The 15,415-nt window shown below is 50.9% G+C and carries 12 protein-coding genes, 1 pseudogene and 1 CRISPR repeat array (1 of these 14 running past the window's edge); of the genes and pseudogenes, 2 read left to right on the top strand and 11 right to left on the bottom strand.

The annotated features are described in order from the left end of the window. Positions 1-88: 88 nt before the first annotated feature. The 6 genes from AC50Y5_RS06050 to AC50Y5_RS06025 form a co-directional block, all read right to left on the bottom strand. Positions 89-1,102 carry a ThiF family adenylyltransferase gene (locus AC50Y5_RS06050; RefSeq protein ID WP_494859171.1) on the bottom strand — a complete coding sequence of 338 codons (1,014 nt, stop codon included), beginning with the start codon at positions 1,100-1,102 and terminating at the stop codon, positions 89-91. A 20-nt stretch (positions 1,103-1,122) separates the two neighbouring features. Further along, entirely contained in the window at positions 1,123-2,175 is a 1,053-nt protein-coding gene (locus tag AC50Y5_RS06045; protein ID WP_081418821.1) for an ABC transporter substrate-binding protein, read from the bottom strand. A gap of 80 nt (positions 2,176-2,255) precedes the next feature. After that, positions 2,256-3,023: an ABC transporter permease gene (locus AC50Y5_RS06040; RefSeq protein WP_494859170.1), complete on the bottom strand. Its 768-nt coding sequence runs from the start codon at positions 3,021-3,023 to the stop codon at positions 2,256-2,258. Further along, complete coding sequence (locus AC50Y5_RS06035; RefSeq protein WP_494859168.1) at positions 3,020-4,009, bottom strand: ABC transporter ATP-binding protein; 990 nt, start codon at positions 4,007-4,009, stop codon at positions 3,020-3,022. Before AC50Y5_RS06035 ends, AC50Y5_RS06040 begins: the two co-directional genes overlap by 4 nt. Further along, entirely contained in the window at positions 4,006-4,677 is a 672-nt protein-coding gene (gene tenA / locus AC50Y5_RS06030; RefSeq protein ID WP_056035925.1) for a thiaminase II, read from the bottom strand. Before tenA ends, AC50Y5_RS06035 begins: the two co-directional genes overlap by 4 nt. A gap of 618 nt (positions 4,678-5,295) precedes the next feature. Then, the gene (locus AC50Y5_RS06025) at positions 5,296-6,594 is read right to left on the bottom strand and encodes an acetylornithine deacetylase (protein WP_494859166.1); all 1,299 of its coding nucleotides are present in this window, start codon (positions 6,592-6,594) and stop codon (positions 5,296-5,298) included. 428 nt (positions 6,595-7,022) lie between these two features. Here AC50Y5_RS06025 and ant(6) point away from each other — a divergent pair, with 428 nt between their 5' ends. Beyond that, positions 7,023-7,865 carry an aminoglycoside 6-adenylyltransferase gene (gene ant(6) / locus AC50Y5_RS06020; protein WP_494859164.1) on the top strand — a complete coding sequence of 281 codons (843 nt, stop codon included), beginning with the start codon at positions 7,023-7,025 and terminating at the stop codon, positions 7,863-7,865. Positions 7,866-7,916: 51 nt separating this feature from the next. Here the strand turns inward: ant(6) and htpG are convergent, their stop codons facing one another. From htpG to AC50Y5_RS06005, 3 genes are all read right to left on the bottom strand, one after another. Continuing rightward, positions 7,917-9,797 carry a molecular chaperone HtpG gene (gene htpG / locus AC50Y5_RS06015; RefSeq protein WP_494859162.1) on the bottom strand — a complete coding sequence of 627 codons (1,881 nt, stop codon included), beginning with the start codon at positions 9,795-9,797 and terminating at the stop codon, positions 7,917-7,919. A 130-nt stretch (positions 9,798-9,927) separates the two neighbouring features. Continuing rightward, entirely contained in the window at positions 9,928-10,650 is a 723-nt protein-coding gene (locus AC50Y5_RS06010) for an HD domain-containing protein (RefSeq protein ID WP_494859160.1), read from the bottom strand. Continuing rightward, complete coding sequence (locus AC50Y5_RS06005) at positions 10,634-11,095, bottom strand: hypothetical protein (protein ID WP_494859156.1); 462 nt, start codon at positions 11,093-11,095, stop codon at positions 10,634-10,636. Before AC50Y5_RS06005 ends, AC50Y5_RS06010 begins: the two co-directional genes overlap by 17 nt. A 197-nt stretch (positions 11,096-11,292) precedes the next feature. On the opposite strand from AC50Y5_RS06005, the gene AC50Y5_RS06000 reads away from it, so the two are divergent. Continuing rightward, positions 11,293-12,873, top strand: a complete 1,581-nt coding sequence (locus tag AC50Y5_RS06000; protein ID WP_494859152.1) for a choice-of-anchor I domain-containing protein — start codon at positions 11,293-11,295, stop codon at positions 12,871-12,873. A gap of 111 nt (positions 12,874-12,984) precedes the next feature. Here the strand turns inward: AC50Y5_RS06000 and AC50Y5_RS05995 are convergent, their stop codons facing one another. Both AC50Y5_RS05995 and AC50Y5_RS05990 read right to left on the bottom strand, forming a co-directional pair. Beyond that, positions 12,985-13,527: a histidine phosphatase family protein gene (locus AC50Y5_RS05995; protein ID WP_494859150.1), complete on the bottom strand. Its 543-nt coding sequence runs from the start codon at positions 13,525-13,527 to the stop codon at positions 12,985-12,987. A gap of 43 nt (positions 13,528-13,570) precedes the next feature. Continuing rightward, positions 13,571-14,186, bottom strand: a pseudogene (locus AC50Y5_RS05990) (DUF4085 family protein). A 140-nt stretch (positions 14,187-14,326) separates the two neighbouring features. After that, positions 14,327-15,415: direct repeats of the CRISPR family, unit length 33 nt; unit sequence GTTTCAATCCACGCACTCCGTACGGAGTGCGAC; it runs 386 nt beyond the window's last position.

Raw genomic sequence — 15,415 nt, 5'->3', positions numbered from 1 at the left:
ACACATTCCCTTCGCTGTTGGAGACTGCGACGAAATAAAGTACCGCTAATTTATTGACAAAAGCGGGTACTAATTTCCTCGCAGCTCCTTAGTTTCCGATATAACGGGCATATAAGGTTTTGGCACGGACCATATCTTCCGTTCCCTGCACAAGCACACGCCCATCGGGGAACAGCACGAGCCGCTCGCCTTCCGGCAGCTCGGCTTTCAGCAAATAAGCGTTATGCGTAAGCTCCACAGCAATCGGTTCCAGCCTTTGCCGCCACTGCTCCAAATGAAGCGGGGCGCCGCCAGAAATTTGCACGGTGCTGCGTCCACATAGCGAGACTGCCGCATCCTGCTCTGCCACCTGCAAAGCTGGATACTGCTTCAGCTGGCAGCAAGGGCACTGCTTGGCAGGCTCGCCCAGCTTCATCTCGAATGCGTGATTTTGCCATAAATCGAAGGTCATTAGGCTGTTTCTTCTTTTATCCGCAGCTCCGACCAAATATTTAAGCGCCTCTACCGCTTGGTAGGAAGCGACAATATCCACTACTGGCGAAATAACGCCGATCATATCGCAGGTTTGTCCGCCCGCGTCCGCTGATTGGATAAAGCAGCGCAGACACGGCGTAGCGCCCGGCACGAGAATGGCACTCATGCCCCGCGAGCTGACCGCCCCGCCATAGGTAAACGGAATGCCGCTGCGGAAGCAAGCATCGTTGAGCAGAAAGCGCGTCTGAAAATTATCCGTCCCATCAAGCACAAGGTCGATATCCGCCAGCAGCGCGTCGATATTTTGAACGGTGACGTCAGCGACAATCGCTTCGATTTTGACATCGGAATTGATTTTGCGCAGCTTCTTCTCGGCGGCAACCGCCTTCGGATAGCCATTCTCAACATCCTCTTCGTCGTAAAGCATTTGGCGCTGGAGATTGCTGCGTTCCACATAATCACGATCAACGAAACGGACGAGCCCGACCCCCGCTCTGACCATATGATTGGCCAGAACGGTGCCGAGCGCTCCCATTCCTATAATAAGCACAGCGCTTTCGCTTAGCTTGCGCTGCCCTGCTTCACCAATTGGCGTAAACAAAATCTGTCTTGAATAGCGTTCGTCCATACGCCGTATTCCCTCCACCATTATAGGTTGCGGAATGCATCCTCCGCCTTGATCTCTTTCGTAAGCTGGCCATGCTCCTGCAGCCATGAAATGACATTGCTCCACGACTCCGCCGTCTGGCTGCCGAAAGCTTCGGAGCCCGCATCCATGAGCGGCAGCAATACCTGCAGGCTCTGCTTCTCGATCTCGGCATCGAGCGGATAATCCGCGCTTTGCTTGTCGAGCAGCACCTGAAGCGCCTCATCCGGATGGCTAGCCGTATATTCCTGCCCTTTAGCCGCAGCGTCGATAAACTTCTTGAACACTTCGCTTTTGCTGGCAACGCCATCCTCGCTCGCTGTCATCACAAGCTCGTAATAATCCGGCACGCCATAATCGGCAGGATTCAGCGCGATCAGCTTCTCGCCTTCCTTCTCTAGAAGCAGCTTCTCGTGGTTCACATAACCACCGATTATCGCGTCAACCTTCTTCGTCGTCATGGCCGGAATCAGGTCCCAGCCTACATCGATATAGTTCAGTGCTGATGGATCTCCGCCGTCGGTTTTCACCATCGTGTTCACATATGCTTCATCGAGCGGTATGGACGGATAGCCGATTTTTTTGCCGACCAAATCCTTAGGCGTCTTCACGCCGGACGATTCCAGCACGAACAGCTGGTTCAGCGGGTGGCGCACAAGCGAGGCAACCGATACAATCGGAATTTCCTCTGCGCGGGCAACGGCTACCTGCATTTGATAACTGATCGCCAGATCCGCCTTGCCTGTTGCGACCAGCTTAAGCGCATCATTCGTATCGGCTGGCACCTGGAGCTTCACATTAAGGCCGGCTTCCTTGAAATAACCTTGCTCCTCCGCCGCATACAAGAACGTGTGCACCGCATTCGGATACCAGTCGAGCAGCACCGTCAGCTCCTGCACACCTTCCTCGCCATTTGCCGTGTTTTTATTATCCGAGGAGCAGCCCGCCATAATGGCTAGCGTCAAAGCCAAACATGCTGCGACCCATGAGCTGCGTTTCCATTTGGAAGCTTTATTTTTCGTAAAAATACGATTCCCTTCATTCTCCTTACGCATAGACAACTTACCTCTTTCTTGTTCTATTATAGTATATAAAAGGCCATAAAGCTTGAGCGGCACTCCGCCTTGGGGCCCCCTTACCGGCCTACCTTCGATTCTTTCCGATAGGATAGACAGATTCGCTCAAGCGCCAATACGGCTAAAAATAACATAATGCCCATTGCTGACAGCAGCAGCACGCCGGAAAAAACACTTTCGCCGCGCAGCATATTCGCCGCCCGCTTCGTGTACATGCCCAGCCCCGCTTCGCCGCCCAGCCATTCGCCAAGCGTGGCGCCGCCGACGCTGATCGCCGCTGCCATTTTCAACCCCGTGAAAAACTCCGGCAGCGCCGAAGGGATTTTCCACTTGAGAAACAGCTCGCGCTTGCCTGCTCCCATCGTCCGCAGCAGTTCCCCGATATCCGGGTCCGCTGAGCGGAAGCCGTCCGCCGTATTCATCGCAATGGGGAAAAAGGTGAACAGCATGACAACGGCGATTTTGCTGCCTATTTCATAGCCAAACCACATGACCATAATCGGCGACAGCGCAATAATCGGAATCGTCTGCGAGGCGACAACGAGCGGATATAGCGTTTTGCGTGCCAGAGATGAGCTGTCGATCCAGATCGCCGACAACGTTCCCAGCACGATTGAAATCGCCAGCCCAAGCAGCGCCTCGCCTAACGTGATGGCGAAATGCCGCGCCAGCAGCCCGCTGTTCTCCGCTATGGAGACGAGCACATCAGACAGCCGCGGGATAATATAATGGGGAATTTGGAATATTCGCGTTCCAGCTTCCCACAAAACGGCAAGCAGGAGGATGAACAGCACAACTGGCATATGCTTTTTGAAAAAGCGCTTCATCGGCTTCCCCCCTCTAAGCTGGCCGCTGTGTGCGCATGCCCGAAATGCCCGAGCAGCTGGCGTTTTAACGCCACAAACGGCTCGCTCAGCATCGTCTCGTAGGTACGTGGACGCGGCAGTGCCACCGGATATTCCACCAGCTCGGCAACCGGCGCCTTCGCCGCCACCAGCACCCGGTCCGACAGAAGGAGCGCTTCATCTATGTCATGGGTAATAAAAACAATCGTTTTGCGGTGCTGCTCCCATATTTGCAGCAGCCATTCCTGCATGCTGACTCTCGTCATCGCATCAAGGGCGCTGAACGGCTCATCGAGCAAAAAGAGCTCGCCGCCGCCCAGCAGCGAACGAAGAAACGATACCCGCTGGCGCATGCCGCCCGACAGCTCATGCGGATACTTCGCCTCGGTTCCGGCGAGGCCGAAATCCGGCAGCAGCTCCCGCACCCGCTGGCGCGCTTCCTTCTTCGGCGTTCCTGCCAGCTCCATGCCGAGCGCGGCATTATCCAGCACCGTCCGCCACGGCATAAGGCAATCCTTCTGCGGCATATAGCCGATCTTTGCCGCCTGCTGCTGGCGATTCAAGCCGCCAATCGTAATCGTGCCGGCTTGCGGCTCCAGCAGTCCGGCCAGCAGCCGGAACAGCGTCGTCTTGCCCATGCCGCTCGCCGCAAGCACGCTGACGAACTCGCCCTGCTTAATATGCAGGTCAAGCCCTTCAATCAGCGGCGGCCCGCCGGGAAAAGCATACGTCAGTCCGCTGACGCTAAGGCCTGCTGGCTCGTTGCTTTCGCTATGTGCAGAAGCGGTCGTTCTCACTGCTGTTGCTGTTGCTGTTGCTGTTGCTGTTGCTGTTGCTGTTGCTGCTTCTGCATCTGCTGCTTCTGCTGCGTCTGCTACTGCTGCTTCTAATGCTTCTGCTTCTGTCTCGCTTGCCCCCGCCGCCTTTTTAAGCCCCTGCTCTCCCGGCTGACCTTTCAATATGCTCACACTGGCCACTCCTCCCCGCGATATGCCATATCCCAAAATAAATATTCCATCTTCGATGTTATAACAAAATGCTCCTCCAGCTTCGCAAGCTCCCGCTCTGGAAGCCCTGCTGCCAATTGGTCCATTAGGCCAATGCACCAGTTCGTCAGCTCTCCGAACTCCTCCGAGCTGTACATGAGAATCCATTCCTTATAAAGCGGATGCTCCAATGCGCCCGGATATTCGGCGAAGGTTACGCCAATTTCGCGGTAGCTCCACATGCACGGCAGCAGCGCCGCTACAACCTCTGCGAGCGAGCCATTCGCCGCCACGTCAAGCATATATTTCGTATACGCGATATTGCTAGGCGCAGGCTGCGTGCCCTCAAGCTGCTCGCGCGTCACGCCAAAACGGTCGGCATACTGGCGGTGCAGCTCCATTTCCACATGCAGCGTGGAATGATACAGCCCGGCGAATTTGACCATTGTTGCCATATCGCCAGCTTTTATACTGCCGTAGGCGAACAGCTTTGCATAGTCGATTAAATAGACGTAATCCTGCTTGAGATAATAGATGAAGCGCTGCGGATCCAGCGTTCCTTCCCGCATTTCCACGAGAAAAGGATGCTCGTGGCTTTTCTGCCATACTTCGCGGCTTGCCTGATATAATCTATCGCTAAACTTGCTCATCATGTCCTCCGGACGCCTGATGAAAAAGGACTGCTGCGCTACGTGAAAGGTTTGGCTTTCGATCGCTGCGCTTCTCCAGCTCAAACCTTTCACTCCGCTGCTCCCTTCTTTCATCCGGCTTTTTATTTAACAGAGAGTGATTCGCTCTCTCTTATATGCTCATCTCGTTTATTCAAATACATTGACTACAATAAAAACTGCTACTTTAACATTACTCTCATTAATCCGACTTATGTTCGAGGACTGACGTTCCGCTATATCCGCGATTTGGTCGATTTAGCCGATTTAGTCGATTCAGTCGGGCCAGCGGACAGGAGATCCGCTATTTCAGCGATTTGGCCACTTTAATCTTGTTCGCGGACAGGAAATCCGCTATTCCGTGAAAAACGGGGACTTTATAGGATTTTTGCAGCCAATAACTGCATCTGAGTCCGCGAACAAGGCAAAATCGTTGATTTTCACAAATTAACGGCTTCTCTGTCCGCTCGACAACTACAAGCTACATAATGAACACTACACACTAAATGCTGCATACTGCACGCTACTCGCTGCTCACTACTCACTACTCACTGCACGCTACTCATTACTCACTACTCTCTACTCACTACACGCTACTCACTACACGCTGCTCTCCGCTTCCGCTTTCGGGCGGTTGCACCAGTCGACGATGAAGCCGAGTATTACTTTTGTATAATAAATGAGCTCGTTGATGTCGATACTCTCGTCTACCGCATGGGCATGCTCCAGCTGCCCTGGACCATAAATGACCGTCGGGATGCCTTCCCTGCCGATCCAGCCCGCATCGGTTACACTTGGGCTCATGCCAACAGCGGGCAGTACGCCAAGCACTTGCTGATGACTTTGCTCCAGCACCTTCAGCCCCGACCACTGACGGTTCAGCTCCTGCGAAGGGAAAATTTCGCCGCGCTCCTCGATCATCGAGCGCCCTCCCCAGCGGAAGGTTGGCGGATTGTGGCGCATCCACGGATCGCCCTGCGCCACGCCAAGCAAATGCTCTTCAATCTCGGACGCTATCGTTTCATAATCTTCATTCGGGTAAAAATGAACCGTAATCCAAAGCGAACAGCGGTCCGCGATAAAAGCGGCATGGCGCCCGCCTTCAATAACCGCAGGATTAATCGTATTGGAACCGGGAGGAAAACCTTCATAAGATTTGCTCACGGCCCAGTGGCGCTCCAAATCTTGAAGCCCTGCGATCAGCTTTGCCATTTTTTCAATCGTGCTGGCTCCTTGAACGCCGCCTCCGGCATGGATCATGCGCGAACGCATGCCATCATGGAACGTCTTCGGGCTTTGCAAGGTGACCCAGCCGGTTATAACGCCGCCCTGTCCTTGAATCGCCAGCCCGCTCGTATCAGCGACGATGGCGAAATCCGCTTCGCAGCCGCGCTCCATACAAGCGCGAGTACCTGCCTCGCCCGCTTCCTCGCCAATAACGGCTTGGAACAGCAAATCCCCTTTCAGCTCCACACCCGCTTCGGTCAGCAGCTTGCTTGCAAACAGCAATGCCGCAAGCCCGCCTTTCATATCGGCGGTTCCACGCCCATAGGCGCGTCCATCCTCCAGCAACAGCTTGAACGGATCATGCTTCCAGCCGCCGCTGTCGCCCACCTCGGCAACATCCATATGCCCATTGAGCAGCAGGCTGCGATAACGCTTGCTATCGGTGCCCCGTTTTACCGCTGTCACGTTTGGATCGCCCGGGTAAACCTCCCACAGCTCAGTTGCAAAACCGCTCGCTTGCAGCTGCTTCTCCAAAAACTGCTGGGCTTCCAGCGTATTGCGTGCCGGAGGGCTGACGGTTGGATACGCCACCAGCTCGGCTAACAGTGCGAACAGCTCATCCTGGCGCTCATCCACCTGCTGCTGCAATGCTTCAATCCACGCTTCTGTCATCTACTTTCTCCCCTTTCCTGAAGGAAAGCAATGCTCGCAGCTCGTCCAAAACACCGCCCTAGACAAAGCCGCGTTTTTCTGCGGAGAAATACAAAAAAACCATTCGAGAATACACGAATGGCTACGTTTCGTTATGTTCTCTACGCCAGCATTACCTGGATCAGATTAACGGTCAGGAAAACAAGTTCCCTATCTCAGCCAGACTTTATCCAGCACCCGCATTTCGTATGAAATTAGTTTAACTATAACGGAATACTTGAGAATAGGCAACGGTTCTATTGTGATTGCAGCTGATTCCTTTTTTGGTAGGCTGTAGCCTAAGCAGCTGTAAGCTATAATGAAAATAGAATTTTCTTTATAAAAATTATATAACAAATGGAACGACAAATTTAGAATGGAGTATTCTACCATTGAGAAGCTAACAGGAAATGATGAAGCTGCTTATCGATTTTGCTGCCAATGATTCGAGAATTGTACTTGCAACGCTCGAAGGCTCACGCACCAACAAAAACATCGTCCCTGATCTATTTCAGGATTTTGATGTTTCCTATTTTGTGACCGATATGGAGGCTTTCAAGGAAAATGAGGATTGGCTGAACAGCTTCGGAAAACGGATTATGATGCAGAAGCCTGAGGATATGGAGCTATTCCCGCCCGAATTAGGCAATTGGTTTTCCTATCTCATTATTTTTGAAGATGGGCATAAGCTCGACCTGACGCTAATTCCAATCGACGAGATAGAAGATTATTTTACGAATAGCGACGGTTTAGTCGAGGTGCTGCTTGATAAACAGTCGCTTGTGCAAAATGAAGTGCTCCCAACTGACCGTCAATATTGGACGAAGCCGCCAACCGCAAAAGAATTTGACGATTGCTGCAATGAATTTTGGATGGTTTCTACTTACGTTGTAAAAGGCCTGGCGAGGGAAGAAATTCTATTCGCGATTGATCATTTAAGCGAAATTGCCCGTCCTAATTTACTGCGAATGATGGCTTGGCAAATTGGCATAGAGCAAGGCTATTCCTTTAGCGTCGGGAAAAATTTTAAATTTATTAACCGTTACCTTTCAGAAGAGGATTGGGAAGCGCTGCTTTCTACTTATGCTGAAAATAGCTACCCCAACATGTGGCAGTCTCTATTCACCTGCTATGAGCTGTTTAGAAAATACTCTAAAACCGTGGCAGCAAGCTTTGGGTATGCATATCCCGATTATGATGAAGCCATCACCAAATATACAGAACGCATCTATAAAAAAGAGGGCCTTCTCTAAAGCAGCTTAACGCTGCTCTAGGGAAAGCCCTCTTAAGCATGCTTATGGCTGTTACACCATGATTTTGCACATTGCGTTCGTAAATTCAACCGGGTCTTGAATTGGCAAACCTTCAATGAGCAGCGCTTGGTTGTACAGCAGGTTCGTGTACAGGCCGAGCTTCTCTTCATCGCTGGCGAAAGCGGTTTTGAGCGACTGCAAAATCTCGTGGTTGACGTTGATTTCGAGCACCTTGTCCGCTTTCACATTTTGGCTGTCCGGCATCGCTTGAAGAATTTTCTCCATCTCAATGGACACTTCGCCCTCCGAGGTCAAACATACCGGATGCGATTTCAAGCGCTTCGAAGCGCGAACACCGGATACTTTGCCTTCGAGAATCGTTTGCATTTTCTCAAACAGATCCTTGTTGTCAGTCGCTTCCGCCTCTGTCGTTTCCTCGCTCGGATCCGCTTCAATGCCAAGATCGCCGCTCGAAACGGATTTAAATTCTTTATCCTTGTATTTCAAAATCACTTTAATCGCAAATTCGTCGATATCATCCGTGAAGTACAAAATTTCGTACCCTTTGTCCAATACCATTTCCGTTTGCGGCAGCTTCTCAATGCGATCAATGGATGCGCCCGAAGCATAATAAATGTACTTCTGATCTTCCGGCATGCGCTCTACGTACTCATCGAGCGATACGAGCTTTTTCTCCTTGGAGGAGCTGAACAGCAGCAAGTCCTGCAGCGTATCCTTGTTTGCGCCGTAATCGTTGTAGACGCCAAATTTCAGCTGTCTGCCGAAAGCTTTGTAGAACTTCTCATAGCTGTCGCGCTCGTCTTTGAGCAGGCTCACAAGCTGGCTTTTAATTTTGTTTTTGATGTTTTTGGCAATGAGGCTCAGCTGGCGGTCATGCTGGAGCAGCTCGCGGGAAATGTTCAGCGACAAATCCTCGGAGTCGACCATCCCTTTCACGAAGCCAAAATAATCTGGCAGCAGGTCGGAGCACTTGTCCATAATGAGCACGCCATTAGAGTACAGCTCAAGGCCTTTCTCAAATTCCTTCGTGTAATAATCGAACGGCGTATGCTCTGGAATGTAGAGAATCGCGTTGTATACAACCGCGCCGTCTGCACTGATGTGGATATGCTTAAGCGGCTTGTCGAAGCCATAGCGCTTCTCCATATAGAAGTTGTCGTAGTCTTCCTGCGTCAACTCGTTTTTATTTTTGCGCCAGATCGGCACCATGCTGTTAATCGTCTGCTCTTCAGAATACTCTTCGAATTCGCCTTCGCTGTCTTCCTTCGGACGTTGTCCGGCAACATCCATCTTGATTGGATAGCGAATGAAATCGGAATATTTCTTAATGATTGCACGCAGGCGATATTGCTCCAAAAACTCGTCGTAGCTGACTTCTTCCGCATTGTCTTTGATTTTCAGCACGATTTCAGTTCCGACGGTATCCTTCGTAGCCGGCACAATCGTGTAGCCGTCTGCACCTTCGGATTTCCATTTGAACGCTTCCTCGCTGCCGAGGGCACGGCTCGTTACCGTTACAACGTCCGCCACCATAAACGCCGCATAAAAACCAACGCCGAACTGGCCGATGATGTTATGGCCGTCCTTCGCTTCATTTTCGTTCTTGAAGGCCAGCGAGCCACTCTTCGCAATAATGCCGAGATTGTTCTCCAGGTCCTCCTTGGTCATTCCGATACCTGTATCGGCAATCGTCAGCGTGCGCGCCTCTTGATCCGCCGTTACTTTAATATAATAATCCGCCTGATTGAATACCAATTGATCATCGGATAATGCTTTGTAGTAGATTTTATCAATTGCATCACTAGCATTGGAGATCAGCTCGCGCAAAAAGATTTCCTTCTGCGTATAGATGGAGTTAATCATCATTTCCAGCAATCTCTTCGATTCCGCTTTAAACTGTTTCTTGGCCACGAATAAATCTCCCTTCAATAATCATCATTATTAGGCTGCGTAAGGCTAAGTCTAGTTTAGCACTCTTCATGCCTGAGTGCTAATCCTAATTTTTATATACCATATATGAATTTGTAATGTCAACTTATGGTTAGCATTCACTATCCCATTCGGCATAAAACTGCTCCAGGTAGGCTAGCATGAACTGATGCCGCTTTTCGGCAAGCTTTTTCCCGTAGGCCGTGTTCATTAAATCCTTAAGCTTAAGCAGCTTCTCGTAAAAATGGTGCACCGCCGTCGCTTCGCCACTCCGGTATTCCGCCTCCGTCATTTCCGTGCGGGGCCGCACATTCGGATCATGCAGCAGATGGCCCTTCGCGCCCGCATAAGCAAACGTTCGCGCAATGCCAATGGCGCCAATCGCATCGAGCCGGTCGGCGTCCTGCACAATCTCGCCCTCCAGCGTGCTCATCGCCTTGCCTCCGCCGCCCTTGAAGGACATCGTCGAAATGATTTCCATTACATGTGCGGAGTCCTGTGGATGGACGTTATGGTGCTCCAGCCAGCTCCGCACCTTCTGCAAGCCTGCGGCTTCGCTAGCATTCAGCTTGGCATCCGCGATATCATGCAGCAGCGCCGCCAGCTCGCATATGAACAAATTCGCCTGCTCCTCGCGGGCAATGGCCTTTGCCATCTGTGTAACCCGGCGAATATGCTGCCAATCGTGTCCCGTGTACTCTCGCTCCAGCGTCTGCCTGACGAACTGCTCGGCAGCTAATAGAATTGCCTCGTTCGCCTGTTGCTCTTGATGGTCTTCTAGTTGGTCTTCTAGTTGGTCTTCTTGATGTTTCTCTTGATTATCCTTCGGATTCATCGCCTGTCCATACCCGCCTTTCTCCTACCCATACGTCACCAGCTTGCAGCTTGTATAACGTATCTGGTTGTCCACCCCATTGCTGCTTCTCCACATTATAAGCTCTGCTCTTGATACGCTTAACTTCCCGCTCCGTTCGAAATCCTGATGCCAGATCATCGTCTAGCTCGGACTCATAATGAAACTCGGCATCTATATGGAGCTGCCAGGCAAAATGCTCCACGTCCTTGATTTTGTACAGCAGCGGAAGCTTAGCAAGACGTTCGTCTGCTATAGCCTGCATCATCGTATTTTGCTCAAATGCGTGATCATAATAATGCAGCTGCTCGCCACTCGCCGCAACCACCTGCGAGGATATGAAACTCGGCTCATACAGCCATATTTTTAAATAAAAGGGTTCGTTGCGCTGCTTTAATTGCTGATGCCACGCCTCATAAATATCCATTAGCGCTGCCAGCAGCAGCCGTGAAAACCAGACAGGCGGATTCTATTATATCGTTGCTTCCCTTATTTGGAAGCTGCTCTTTCGCCGTTTTTACAAAACTAGCTCCGTCCCTTGATATGCCTTTAACAATCTATTTATATACTTAGAACGATTCTACATACGATCTTAAAAAAAGGATAAAGGGGATTTGTAAGCTTATGAAAACGGTTAAGCAACTTGTTCAAATGATGTCAGTCGCGACGATGCTCGCTGCCGGGACAGGCGCCTTCGCCCCTGCCGCTCTCGCTGCTGATGCGCCCGCTGGCGATTATGTGAAGCTGCGCCAAGCGATCGAAAATATGCAAGGCGAAGTAACATGGGACGCCGCCAGCCGCAGCGCTGAAATTACGGTAAGCGGTTTAAAAGCATCGTTCCCGATCGGCTCTTCTTCCGCAACGATTAACGGTGCCGCAACTGAAATTGGAAGCCCTTCCCTTTTGACGAAAAGCACAACCTATGTTTCCAAAAAAGCGCTGGACAGCCTGAAGGCGCAGCTCGTTCAGCAGCAAAATAAAACCGGCTTTGAGCTTGCCTCCTCCTTCCAAATGCCAAGCGAAAAAGCCGAAATCGCCGCTTCTACGCCAGACGGCAAGCGCCTGCTCGTTACTGAAGCGGACAATGGCAGCATTTCTGTGCTGGACATCGCGGACATTAACAAAGTGAGCGTGCTGAAAACCGTCAGCTTCCATGACCTTTCCGCAGATGCGGAAGTGACCAGCGTCACCGTATCCAAGGACGGCAGCTATGGATTGGCAGTCATCCGTACGGGCGATGATGTGAACAAAGCGAACAAAGGGCTGCTTGCCGTAGTCGATTTGGCTACCTACAAAACCGTAAAAACATATGAGCTTGGCATCGGCCCTGATTCCATCGCGCTTTCGCCGGACGGGCTGAATGCCGTGATCGCGATTGAGGATGAGGAGATTGATAAAGCTGCGGATGAAATCGATTTTGCAAATGCGAAGCGCCCTGGCAGCATAATGATCGTTTCTTTTGCAGACGGCGACCCGCTGAAGGGCGAGGTTGTGGATATTGCTACTCCTTTGGACGATGTAGAGGGAGCCATATATCCGCATGATCCGCAGCCGGAATATGTGGCAATCAGCCCGGATAGCGCAACCGCAGCCGTAACGATGCAGGAAAACAACGCCATCGCGATTGTCGATTTAAAAACGAAAAAGCTCCTTCGGATTTTCTCGCTCGGTACGACGCAGCACAAAGCCGATTTAGAGGACGATGGGAATGTGCGGTTTACGCAGGATTTGACCGCCCGTTATGAGCCGGATGGCATTGCGTTTTCGCCAGATGGCAAATACGTGCTGACCGCCAATGAAGGCGACTTGGGCAAAAATGAATTTAAAGACGGCGTGAAGGCCGGCGGCCGCAACATCGCGGTATGGGATTTGGAGGGCAAGCGGGTATACGACAGCGCTAACCTGATTGACGAGGCGACAGCTAAAGTCGGCTTGTATCCCGATGACCGCAGCCCGAACAAAGGCAGTGAGGTCGAAAATCTGACCGTCGCGACAGTCGACGGAACAGCCCTTGCCGCAGTAGCGTCGGAACGCGCGGATACAATTTTATTTTTCAATATCACTAATGCTGCCAGCCCTGTCTACCTCGGCTTGATTCCAACGGCTGGAGAATCGCCGGAAGGCATTCACCGCGTACAAGGACGCAGCTTGTTTGTCAGCGCGGATGAGAGCACGGGAACGGTAAGCTTTTACGCGAAAAAATAAGGGCGGCCGCACGCTGCATTTAGCAAAGCTGTTATCACCCGCTTTAACGAGAAAATCCCTTGAGCGCTTGTATGTGCTCAGGGGATTTTTGGCTTTTAACGCTATGCGTTGTCAGGGCATCCAAATTCGCTTGAAGCTGGAAGCCGCATCGGTGAAGGAAAGCTCGTACACGTCGGGATTGGATAAGGCTTCCCATTCCTCAAATCCGACTGCCTGATCCAGATGCTTGAGCAGCAGCGAAATGAGGTTGCCGTGTGAGACGATTACGGTATTTTTCCAGCTGCTATTCAGCACCTCGGTAACGACTTGAACGGCCCGATTTGTAGCGGTACGGCTGGATTCCCCACCCTCGTAGCATAAATCCATGTCCTCATAGGTTTGACGAAGCATTTCGCGCCAGTCTGGATGATTTTGACCTAATAAAACTCGCTCGGTTAACCGCTCATCCAGCTTTATAGTCAGGCCAGTGGCGTCAGCTAATGGAGAGATGGTGCGATACGCCCGCTCAAAAGGGCTGGAAATGATGCCTTCTATCCGCTTTTTCGCTAAGAAAGCAGCCAATTGCTGCGCTTGCTCTATTCCAGCTGCTGTTAATGGTGCGTCAGGCTCTTGGCCTTCTGCTTGGCAATGACGGACTAGATATATCGTTTTCATGCTCTCACGATCCTTTTTTTGAAAATTAAATAGGCTCTTTTAGCTATCGGCTTTGCGGCTCGCCTAATACTTCAATCTCTACATCGACAGCGGAAATAATGAACGCTTTTAGCGAATCCAGCAGCACTCTGAGCTCAAAGCCACCGTCAATCGTGTAAATTTCATCGTACAGCCACCACATATTTTCAGGAAGATCCGGAAGCTCCAAATGCTTGACTCCGTAAAACGTGATTTTAATATCCGTAAAATAATGATAAGAGCCGCGACAGTCTAAATATAGAATAAACGTTGCTTCATCGAGCCGATCGTAAGAGATAACTTTGGCATCGTGAAGCGTATTTTCGAATAGCTTGACCGCATTGGGCGGAAGCTCATTTTTAATCGATTTATAATAGCTGTTGTAGGTCTCAGCCAATTTTCGCATGCGATCATCATAGTCTTGCTTCCACTGCTTCGCCATTTCCTTCAATTCAGGAGGCGGGTAAATCGTGTTCAACGTGCCGTCGTGTATGTAGGGATGGAAGGCTTCGGGGAGGTATTTTAGCAGGTGTTCTTTTTTCTTCTAACCATTCGCGCTGTGATTGTAAATAGTCTATGCCTTCTGAGCGAAAATAGGCGAGGTACTCCTCCCACTCTTCTTCTGTCTCATATATGCACATTATCCCGGCAATCTGCATTTCTTCATACCATTCTTTTGTGCAATATTTCATAGAAACCCTCCTTGGCTACTAGTGAATTAATCTGTGCACTCCGTGAGGAGTGCGACTTAATTAACGGCAGCGCCAGCAACCTCACACTTGTTTCAATCAACGCACTCCATACGGATTGCGACAATAAAAAAAGCCGCAGGTATGCTTTCCCATACGTTTCAATCCACGCACTCCATACGGAGTGCGACGCTTAATAATCCCTTTTCCGTTCTTCCAATTAATGTTTCAATCCACGCACTCCATACGGAGTGCGACGTTCAAACACCAACACTGCGCCTGGTTTACGATAGAGTTTCAATCCACGGCATCCACTTCAGCATATCGTTTCAATCCACGCACTCCATACGGAGTGCGACCGGGTACGCTTGTACCCTACGCTTCCCCAACAGGGTTTCAATCCACGCACTCCGTACGGAGTGCGACGCGGCATATTCGAGATATCACGCAAGGGCTATCGTTTCAATCCACGCACTCCGTACGGAGTGCGACTATTCTGTTTGTTAAAGCACCTCAAGCTAGCGGCGTTTCAATCCACGCACTCCGTACGGAGTGCAACTTCAACGATCATTTTGCTAGCTTCTACCAGCGAAAGTTTCAATCCACGCACTCCGTACGGAGTGCGACGAGGCAAATCTATCAATTAAATTTTTGCTGTACTGTTTCAATCCACGCACTCCATACGGAGTGCGACCAAATCGCCGTAGAGAAACCGCAAGGCGATTCCAGTTTCAATCCACGCACTCCATACGGAGTGCGACGATGATGAAGGTAAGAAAGTCGCTGCTGTTGTGGTGTTTCAATCCACGCACTCCATACGGAGTGCGACGCACGTATCTATGGTATTGATATGTGGGGATATTGGTTTTAATCCACGCACTCCATACGGAGTGCGACCAACAACAACTGGGGATTTGCCTCCTGTGACTAATGTTTCAATCCACGCACTCCATACGGAGTGCGACTTCAATCTCTCGGCCATACCCGCGGCATCCGATGTTTCAATCCACGCACTCCATACGGAGTGCGACCGAAAGGCATCATCAAGCGCCCAGCAAATTACATGTTTCAATCCACGCACTCCATACGGAGTGCGACGAAATGTCGAAAGTAACCGCACTGGACGTCGCGAAGTTTCAATCCACGCACTCCATACGGAGTGCGACTTGTGCAAAAACAGC

This window comes from Paenibacillus sp. JT22N7, assembly GCF_059383875.1.
This window is presented reverse-complemented; position numbering and strand designations above follow the sequence as displayed.

Coding starts and splice junctions, on each gene's coding strand:
- AC50Y5_RS06010 (WP_494859160.1), bottom strand. CDS start 10,650: ATGAATCCGAAGGATAATCAAGAGAAACATCAAGAAGACCAACTAGAA.
- AC50Y5_RS06040 (WP_494859170.1), bottom strand. CDS start 3,023: ATGAAGCGCTTTTTCAAAAAGCATATGCCAGTTGTGCTGTTCATCCTC.
- AC50Y5_RS06045 (WP_081418821.1), bottom strand. CDS start 2,175: ATGCGTAAGGAGAATGAAGGGAATCGTATTTTTACGAAAAATAAAGCT.
- AC50Y5_RS06005 (WP_494859156.1), bottom strand. CDS start 11,095: ATGGATATTTATGAGGCGTGGCATCAGCAATTAAAGCAGCGCAACGAA.
- tenA (WP_056035925.1), bottom strand. CDS start 4,677: ATGAGCAAGTTTAGCGATAGATTATATCAGGCAAGCCGCGAAGTATGG.
- AC50Y5_RS06000 (WP_494859152.1), top strand. CDS start 11,293: ATGAAAACGGTTAAGCAACTTGTTCAAATGATGTCAGTCGCGACGATG.
- AC50Y5_RS06025 (WP_494859166.1), bottom strand. CDS start 6,594: ATGACAGAAGCGTGGATTGAAGCATTGCAGCAGCAGGTGGATGAGCGC.
- AC50Y5_RS05995 (WP_494859150.1), bottom strand. CDS start 13,527: ATGAAAACGATATATCTAGTCCGTCATTGCCAAGCAGAAGGCCAAGAG.
- AC50Y5_RS06050 (WP_494859171.1), bottom strand. CDS start 1,102: ATGGACGAACGCTATTCAAGACAGATTTTGTTTACGCCAATTGGTGAA.